Source organism: Rhodococcus sp. (in: high G+C Gram-positive bacteria), assembly GCF_049286785.1.
Lineage (GTDB): Bacteria > Actinomycetota > Actinomycetes > Mycobacteriales > Mycobacteriaceae > Rhodococcus_F.
Map to the genome: position 1 here is coordinate 1 of NZ_JBAQEO010000304.1, position 1,593 is coordinate 1,593.

The 1,593-nt window shown below is 65.3% G+C and carries 1 protein-coding gene; it reads left to right on the forward strand.

Annotated elements, in window-relative coordinates:
* The first annotated feature begins 450 nt into the window (after window positions 1-450).
* Window positions 451-1,467, forward strand: a complete 1,017-nt coding sequence (locus WAW17_RS11725) for a hypothetical protein (protein ID WP_422333151.1) — start codon at window positions 451-453, stop codon at window positions 1,465-1,467.
* Window positions 1,468-1,593: the final 126 nt, after the last annotated feature.

Here is a 1,593-nt window from a genome sequence, read left to right on the forward strand (position 1 = left end):
GCGCTCACGTCGTAACTGGGACCGGCAGTCGCCGCTTCTGGATCGTGCGGTGAGGCGGAAACCACAACGGCCGCGTCGATGGTCTCGCGCAGCAGTGTTGTCTCCCCCGTCTGCATGTACTCGTATCGCCCCCACACGAACTGCTCGCGAAGGTCACCCACCGATGAGCTCGCGTGAGGAAGGTTCGCCTCGACAGGCTGGAATCGTTCGGCGTCGAAGGTGTACCCGGCGTCCGCACTGAGTTGTGTGAAGAACGCGAACTGCGCCCGGGTGTTTCCTTCTCGAAACGGTTGGACGTAGAACTAAGAACTGTTCGATCCGATGCAACACGCTGCCGGAGCACTGCTCGGGAGCGAGTGTCGTGATCTTCGTCGGCAGTTGAGCGGGCAGGGCTGGCCCTGCCGCTGCCGGTCCTCCGGGCTGGCGCCGGAATCGGGATATCGTCGCGGGGTGGGGATCCGAAAACGCCTGTACGCGAGAGATCGTGAACGCCGACGTGCGTGGTCGCAGCGGGTGCTCGATGCCGCGGTGGAGATGATCACGGCCGACGCGAACACTGATGTGGTGTCCGCTGGCGTGGACTACCAGCCCGAGTACGTGCGCATTGTGTACCGGTCGCGGTGGTGGCCCCGGGTCCTCGGGTATCGCGGCTACGTCCCTGCATCGGATCGGCGGGACAGCGTGCGGGAGTTCGCCGAGTACCTGTCGCGGCTGTCGGTGTGCGAGCCGCTAGGCAACCAGGCGGAAGTGTTGACGATCGACGGCGGAATCGAGTGGTGGGGCGACGGATATCCGACCTTCGCCCTCGCCTCGATCAAGTCGTCGGACACTGCCAGAGGCCACAGCGACGCGGTCATCGACGATGACGCTGTTTGGGCGCGGTGGCGGGCGCGGGGTCTCATCCCGCAAACCGAGACGGCGCCGGCACGACAGTTGGGCGCGCCGCCGCGCACCATCCATACCGGGTATCCAGTGCGTACTGTCCTACGCCACCTCGAACCCGATCAGGAGTTCGGCGACCTACCGGCCGCGGTGCTCAAGCACGTGTGCACGGTCTTGGACCGTCACACCACCGCCGGCGCTCAGTGCTGGTTCGGTGTGTGGGACGGCCGAGCATGGATCAACGACACCCCGCATGCGTTCACCCCTTACCTGAGGGAGGGACAGAAGGCTCCTCCGCCCCCGAAACCCGCGCTACCGTCGATGATCCTGCACGGACCGCGTGCGGAGATCGACGGCATGCACTATGTGCTCTTCGCCGGACCCGTTGCCGCGGCCCCCGAGATGGGCTGGAATCCGACACCGGCAGGGTTCTGGCGGGAATGGCCGAACCTGATCTGGCCCAGTGACCATGCCTGGCTTGCCGAATGCGGCATCGACGACGACTTCGCCGTGATGTCCGGTACCGCTGCTCTCATCGACGACCTCGACACGATCGCCGGAATCAGCGTGGAACGCATGTCCTGAGCCACCGGGTGCGGTCAGGGCGAGGGACTTCACGATGAACTGGTTGTGCAGGGAATGACCGTCGGCGTTGTGGATCGGGTCGTAGACGCCGTACTTACCGAACGGCACGTTGCCGATCGCGCCGGT